The sequence below is a fragment of the Mycobacterium sp. genome (assembly GCF_049280035.1).
In the GTDB taxonomy this organism is placed as follows: domain Bacteria; phylum Actinomycetota; class Actinomycetes; order Mycobacteriales; family Mycobacteriaceae; genus Mycobacterium.
Genome location: NZ_JBAPPI010000329.1, coordinates 1 through 6,681 on the forward strand (window position 1 = coordinate 1; position 6,681 = coordinate 6,681).

General features: G+C 64.7%; 8 protein-coding genes and 1 pseudogene. 4 read left to right on the plus strand and 5 right to left on the minus strand.

All coding sequences use genetic code 11. The annotated features are described in order from the left end of the window. The 3 genes and pseudogenes from WAN71_RS11070 to WAN71_RS11080 form a co-directional block, all read left to right on the plus strand. Positions 1-1,606, plus strand: a 1,606-nt coding sequence (locus WAN71_RS11070) for an acyclic terpene utilization AtuA family protein (RefSeq protein WP_422225370.1), incomplete at its 5' end; no start/stop codon positions are given. A gap of 5 nt (positions 1,607-1,611) precedes the next feature. After that, a pseudogene (locus WAN71_RS11075) lies at positions 1,612-1,698 on the plus strand (hypothetical protein); the annotation flags it as partial. A gap of 4 nt (positions 1,699-1,702) precedes the next feature. Beyond that, positions 1,703-2,074: a hypothetical protein gene (locus WAN71_RS11080; RefSeq protein WP_422225371.1), complete on the plus strand. Its 372-nt coding sequence runs from the start codon at positions 1,703-1,705 to the stop codon at positions 2,072-2,074. A 107-nt stretch (positions 2,075-2,181) separates the two neighbouring features. Here WAN71_RS11080 and WAN71_RS11085 read toward each other — a convergent pair whose 3' ends face one another. The 3 genes from WAN71_RS11085 to WAN71_RS11095 form a co-directional block, all read right to left on the minus strand. After that, on the minus strand, positions 2,182-2,838 hold the full coding sequence (locus tag WAN71_RS11085; RefSeq protein WP_422225372.1) for a TetR/AcrR family transcriptional regulator: 657 nt from the start codon (positions 2,836-2,838) through the stop codon (positions 2,182-2,184). A gap of 90 nt (positions 2,839-2,928) precedes the next feature. Continuing rightward, the gene (locus WAN71_RS11090) at positions 2,929-3,714 is read right to left on the minus strand and encodes a hypothetical protein (protein ID WP_422225373.1); all 786 of its coding nucleotides are present in this window, start codon (positions 3,712-3,714) and stop codon (positions 2,929-2,931) included. Continuing rightward, entirely contained in the window at positions 3,711-3,845 is a 135-nt protein-coding gene (locus tag WAN71_RS11095) for a hypothetical protein (protein WP_422225374.1), read from the minus strand. Before WAN71_RS11095 ends, WAN71_RS11090 begins: the two co-directional genes overlap by 4 nt. 358 nt (positions 3,846-4,203) lie before the next feature. On the opposite strand from WAN71_RS11095, the gene WAN71_RS11100 reads away from it, so the two are divergent. Next, positions 4,204-5,052: a mycofactocin-coupled SDR family oxidoreductase gene (locus WAN71_RS11100; protein WP_422225375.1), complete on the plus strand. Its 849-nt coding sequence runs from the start codon at positions 4,204-4,206 to the stop codon at positions 5,050-5,052. Positions 5,053-5,061: 9 nt separating this feature from the next. Here WAN71_RS11100 and WAN71_RS11105 read toward each other — a convergent pair whose 3' ends face one another. Next, complete coding sequence (locus WAN71_RS11105) at positions 5,062-5,991, minus strand: SDR family NAD(P)-dependent oxidoreductase (protein ID WP_422225376.1); 930 nt, start codon at positions 5,989-5,991, stop codon at positions 5,062-5,064. Beyond that, positions 5,975-6,681 (minus strand): aldehyde dehydrogenase family protein (locus WAN71_RS11110; protein WP_422225377.1); only part of this gene is annotated, 707 nt, incomplete at its 5' end. The genes WAN71_RS11110 and WAN71_RS11105, both read right to left, overlap by 17 nt.

Here is a 6,681-nt window from a genome sequence, read left to right on the forward strand (position 1 = left end):
GGATCCCGAAAGCGGTTACGCCCGAACCTTTCTCACCCAATTCAAACAGGTCGTCAACGAGTGCGCGGCACGTGGGGTCAAAGTGATCACCAATGCCGGCGGGCTCAACCCGGCGGGAATGGCAGAGGCGGTGCGCGCCGTCATCGCCGACGCCGGTGTGTCATTAAGCGTCGCGTACGTCTTCGGCGACGACCTGATGCCACAACTTGCCGCGCTGCGCGCCGCCGGAACGCCGTTCACCCACCTCGACAGCGGTGCCGACCTTTGCACTGCCGGCGCTGATCCGGTGTCGGCCAACGCGTATCTGGGCGGCTGGGGCATCGCGAGCGCGCTGGCCGGCGGCGCCGACATCGTCATCACCGGCCGGGTCACCGACGCCGCGCTGGTCGTGGGCGCCGGCGCCTGGTGGCACGACTGGTCGCGCACCGACTACGACGCGCTGGCCGGTGCGGTGGCCGCCGGGCACATCATCGAATGCGGCCCGCAGGCCACCGGCGGCAACTACTCGCAGGTGGCCGAGATCGCCGACCGGCGTTACCCCGGCTCGCCGATCGCCGAACTCGCCTACGACGGCAGCTTCGTCATCACCAAACCAGATGACACCGGGGGACTGGTGTCGCCGGGAACGGTGATCGCCCAACTCCTGTACGAGGTCGATGCACCCGCTTATGTCAACCCCGATGTCGTCGCCCACTTCGACACCCTGGCCGTCGAGCAGGACGGAACGGACCGGGTCCGGATCAGCGGCGCCACCGGCAGCCCGCCGCCGGCCACGCTCAAGGTGGCGATGAACTACCTCGGCGGCTACCGCAACACCATGACCATGGTGCTGACCGGGCTGAACATCGAGGACAAGGCCGCCTGGGCGGTCGAGGAACTGTTCGCCATCCTTGGCGGCCAAGACAGCTTCGACGCCGTCGACCTGCAGCTGCTGCGCTACGACAAACCCGATCCGGCCTCGCTGGTCGACGCCACTGCGCACCTTCGGGTGACCGTCAAGGACCGCGACAAAGCGAAGGTGGACCGCGCGTTCTCCAATTCCGTCATCGAACTGGCCGTCGCCGGGTACCCGGGCTTTCACACCACCACTCCGCCGACGTCGGCAAGCGAGTTCGGCGTCTACTGGCCCACCGTCGTGCCCGCGGACGCGGTCACCCACACCGTCGTGCACGCCGATGGCACCGCCGAAACCATCCCGCACAGCACCGAAGTCGCACAGCCACTCGCCGGGCAGGCCGGGCCTGCGCAATCCGTCATCGCCGATTTCGGGCCGACCAGCCGCAGTCCGTTGGGCAGTGTGATTGCCGCGCGGTCCGGTGACAAGGGCGGCAACGCCAACGTCGGTTTGTGGACGGACACCGACGAGCGGTGGGGCTGGCTACGGTCGCATCTGACTATCGAACGCTTCACGCAGCTGGTACCCGAAGCCGCCGGACTACCGGTGCGCCGCTACGAATTTCCCAACCTCAAGGCGCTGAACTTCGTCATTGTCGGGTTCCTCGGCGAGGGTGTGGCGTCGTGCACCAGGACCGACCCGCAAGCCAAGGGGCTCGGCGAGTACGTCCGAGCGCTGCACACCGATATCCCAGAAATGCTGAAGACATAGTGGACCGGCTTCTGCGCATCGCTCCTGTCAGCCGGGAGATGATCCTCAACTACGTGGCGCAACACAGTTTGTCGCTACCCAGGTCCTACTAGTGGCATGGCGGCTTACATGGGTGCCGTCGAGCTGGCCTGGAAGCTGGCCGATAGCGTCCACGAATACCCCCTGACCCTGGAACGACACCGGGTCTATGTGGCGCTGGGCAGCGGTGACACAGACAGGGCGATCATCGACCTGATCTCGGTTGCGGCGCGCAAGCGGATTATGCTGCCGCGCATGGTGATCGCTGGGCTCCAGCTGTGGCACACCGCGCACGACGATCTCGATGCACATCTTGGCAGGGTCATCTCGTCGATACCCATCGCGCCCGAGCAACATCTCGCAGCAGCAGACAAGAAGATCAGCTATCTGTCGACCACCAGGGGCTATCGGCGTACCGAGTCCAACCGGCCCGCCGACGGTTCAACATGAACGATCACCGGCCAGCCGCACCGACCCCAGGCCGCCCACACGAGCGCAGAATGCCCCGAATACCGGTGCCCCACAATACAACATCTACCTGCGCTAAGTGATCGCCCTCACGCCTTCTCGAGGTCTTCGGCAAGCGCACCGATGAGCATTTCGACTCGTTCGCGATAGGCCTTTTCGTCGTCCACGAACGCGGTGAGCGAGGAATCCGCGCGCAACCGGTGCGTCACGATCACACTGCGCACCACTTCAACAACCATCTCATTGCTCACGACGTGGGCAGGGTAGCGAGCCCCGACCTGCGTCATCGCGTCATGCAGGCGCTGAACCTCGGCGCGAATCTCTTCTTCAGTCGACGGCGTGCGCACCAGATTGAGGTTGATCTCCAGCGATGCGAGGTATTCCCGGCGGCCGAAGAAGTCATTGAGGTATTGGAAAACCGACCAGAGCTGCTCGCGGGTCGTGTCGCCGGTGAAGATGAAATTCTCGGCGTGGTCAATGAGCTTCTGCACTTGATCGCGAAATGCGTCGAGCATCAGGCGCTCACGCGTTCCGAAATGGTATTGGATCACTCCCCATGTGAGGCCGGCCCATCGAGCAATTTCATTGGAGCTGGCACGGTAGTAGCCCTTGGCCAGAATGCAGTCGATCGCCGCGTCGATGACGCGTTGGGGCGTGCTTTCCCCGTCCGCCTTGGGTTGCTGCGCAGACTGAACGCGTGCGCGCCGCCCAGCGAGCTGCTTGTCGGCGACCGCTTCCACCTTCACGCTGAGAACCTTTGCTCGATATATGGGACCGAAGCCATTTTAGTGTACGGCTCGTATAGTCGCCGCTATGCGCCGGATCCGCGGTTGGACTCAGGGTGGGGACGAAGGGTGAGCTGTGCTGGCAATAGCGTTCCGCACGACGCGCAACGACCTCTGGTGCAGTCCATTTCGCGGCCAACCGTCACAAAAGGTCTCGGTCGCTCCCACCACCCCTGCCGGCCACGACCCGAGCGCGGCGCGCAGCGCGTGCGCCTTGAACGTGCGCGCCGCCCCGCTGAGCCGGTGCTCGATCATGACGGCGCTCGTCGTTGTGGTCTGGTCATCATCTGAATTCACCAGCCGGTCCTGGCCCCACAATGTGAACTCGCTTTGCCGTTGATGCACCCGTCGTACCACGTAGCGCCGTACCCGTGCGTCGCCAAAGTACAGATCCGCAGCCACCGACATGCCGTCACGTATCGGCAGCCGCATCCGCGCTTTCAGCACCGCGTCAAATGCAAACGATCTGACACCAAGGATGCTCAGCGGCCGCAGGTCCTGCTGCGGTTGGGCGATCAGAACGGTGATGTCCCAACCCAGCATGGCGCGGTCGACCAACCAGCCGCCGACACAGGACACCACATCGGCCACCGTCGGTGCCACCACAGTCAGCCGGAACCTGCAGTCGTCGCCCCGCGCGCGCAGGTCGCGGCGCCCGAGCTTGTACACCCAGTCCGGCTGAATCGGCTCGGCCGGGGCCAGTGTATGGCCGGCTTTTTTGGTGCGGAGTCGTACGAGACCGTTTCTGTCCTGCGCGGTTGATTCCGATGGCGCAGGCGTCACCGCCGCGGCGGCTGTCGCGATGTGGCGCCAATCCTGTGTGTCGTCCGAATTCACTGGGGGAGATGGTCTTTCCATGTTCTGGCGGCATCGGGGGAGACGAGGCCGCTCTGGCGGAACACGTGTCCATCCGGTGTCGCGTACTGCCCGGTGTGTGGGTCGTATTCGGCGAAGGCGACCGACGTCAAGATATAGTATATGCTATATCTCCCGCAAGGGCCCGCCGCCGATTGCGCTGCGGTCGAGATCGGCACGCGGCACTTACCCCGACTGCGGGTGCCAGCGGCATTTGCGTTCTTTCCCTGAAAAGCCCTTATGCAGGGCAAGATCGGCGGTTGAATCGTCGGGCCCCATCCCCCGGCCATATGCCGCGCCGCAGGTCCCCACTCTATCGCCGCCTTGAGCCGCAAACGAGAAAAATTGTATATCCCATATTATATCGAGCGTCCATGTTCGCTAACGTCGAGTGGGCACCGTCGAGTGGTTGTGGATCGAGCGGGGGCCCAGGACGGTAAGCGGGCCACCGGAACGGAGAGGACTCAACAAGTGGACAAGTTGGACAACAAGGTCGCGGTGGTGTCGGGCGCCGCGCGCGGCCAGGGTCGATCGCACGCGGTGACACTGGCCGCGGAGGGCGCCAGCATCATCGCCCTGGACATCTGCGCGGACATCGAGGGCAACACCTATCCACTCTCGCGCCGCGAGGATCTCGATGAGACGGCGCGACTGATCGAGAAGGAAGGGGTCCGCGTCGACACGATCGTCGTCGACGTGCGCGACCGCACCGCGGTGTGGAAGGCGGTCGCCGACGGTGTCGCCGAACTCGGACGCCTCGACGTCGTGGTGGCCAACGCCGGGATCTGCCCGTTGGGAAAGGGACAGACGATCCAGTCGTGGTCTGACACGGTCGACACCGATCTGGTCGGGGTCTTCAATGTGATTCAGGCCAGCCTGCCACACATCAGCGACGGCGGCTCGATCATCGCCACCGGGTCGCTGGCCGCCCAGCTGGGAAACACGGACAACCAGGGGCCGGGCGGGTGCGCTTACACGTTCGCCAAGCAGACGGTGGCCCACTACGTCAACGACCTGTCGCTGCAACTGGCCGAACGCAAGATCCGGGTCAACGCAGTGCATCCGACCAACGTCAACACCGACATGCTGCACAGCAAGGGCATGTACAGCGTGTTCCGGCCAGACCTGGACGCGCCTACCCGCGAGGACGCCGAGCTGGCGTTTCCGGCGATGCAGGCGATCCCGGTTCCCTACATCGAGCCGCAGGACGTGTCCAACGCGGTCCTGTTCCTGGCCAGCGATGACTCGCGGTTCATCACAGGCACGCAGCTACGCATCGACGCCGGTGGGCTGGTGAAGGCCAAGCCCTGGCAGGGGTGACGCCCGGCGCTACTGCGCGCCCCTGATCTGCGCCAGCCCCCACAAGTAGGGGTCGGGTGGTGTGCGATCGATAATCGCCGCTGCGCGCGTGCGCACGATCTCGTCCTGCCAGTCGATATCGGCCTCGAACCGGCCGTTGGACAGCCGCGAGTCGGCCTCGTGGTCGTGATGGGCCCAGAAGTTCCCGCTCTGGATGGATTCCAGCACGGTGACCGCCACTTCCTCCGGCTCAGCGAGAACCGCTGCGACACCGGCCGATTCGAGGCCTTGCTGCACCATCGTCATGACGCTTGGGTCCCCACCCAGATTCGTCTTCGTCAGCGGCGGAAAGACAGCGTGAGCGCGGATCACCGAATTCTGATCGCGCAGTGTCGCGTACAGACCCTCCATCAGCGTGAGGACAGCGGCCTTGCTCGACGAGTAGGCGGGCGTCTGGTACATCACACCCACAGCCCCCGAGCCTGAGGTGGTTCCCAGCACATCGCCGGGGGTGCCTTGGGCGACCATCCTGGGCACGAACGCCTTGATGCCGTGCAGCACCCCGAAGAAGTTGACACCGTAAACCTGACGCCAGCCATCGATGTCGTTCTCGAAATAACTTCCGGCATAACCGATTCCCGCGTTGAGGAACGCGATATCGACGTGTCCGTATTCGGTGAACACCTGATCGGCCAGCGCCTGCATCGACGTCAGTTCGGAGACGTCGGCGACGATTCCGGTCACGTCGAGGCCGGCAACACGCTGCGAGGCAACCGTTGTCGTCAACGTCACCGGGTTGACATCGGAAAGCACCACTCGGCAGCCGTGCTGGGCGAGGAGCCGCCCGGTCGCTGCACCGATGCCCACCGGGCTGCCGCCACCCGTGATGACCGCGACATCTCCGGTCAGATCCCTGGCCACCGCTGCTCCGCTCCCGCCGTACTCAGTGTGCGTTGACACGATCGGCAGACTTGTAGACGTACCTGGTTTGCAGCTCGGCGTACCCGTCGATGCCCGGTGTGCCACAGTTGCGGCCGATGCCCGAGGACTTGGTACCACCGAACGGCACGTGCGGAGCCACCTCAGCGTGACTATTGACCCACGCTGTCCCGCAGTCCAGCCGTGCGGCCAACGCGGCGCCGGTTTCGATATCGGCGGTCCAGATCGATCCGCACAGACCGTATTCGGTGGCGTTGGCGGCCTCGATCGCCTCATCGACGTCACGAAAACTCATGACCGGCAACACGGGTCCGAACTGCTCCTCATCGACCACCTTCATGCCCGCCCTGACGTCAGTGAGGATGGTGGGCGCGATGAAGTAGCCCCGCGACGCCGGCTGCGCCCCGCTGGTGGCCGCGCGCGCTCCTTGAGACAGCGCATCGGCCAACAACATTCGGATGCGGTCGTACTGCGGCCGGGTGGTCAGCGGGCCGAACGTTCCCCCCGACGTCTCGGGCGCCGGCACCGCGGCGTCAGCACGTCGAACGAGTGCATCGATCATGTCGTGATAGATCGACGCATGGACATAAAGGCGTTTGATCGCCGCGCACACCTGACCGCTCATCAGGAACGCGGTGTTGAAGACGGCCTCGGCGACGGTCTCCACGTCGACATCGGGCAGCACAATCGCCGCGTCGTTGCCACCGAGTT

Bases quoted from the DNA above. Each gene is read 5' to 3' on its own strand.
- WAN71_RS11080 (WP_422225371.1), top strand. From the start codon at position 1,703: ATGGCGGCTTACATGGGTGCCGTCGAGCTGGCCTGGAAGCTGGCCGAT.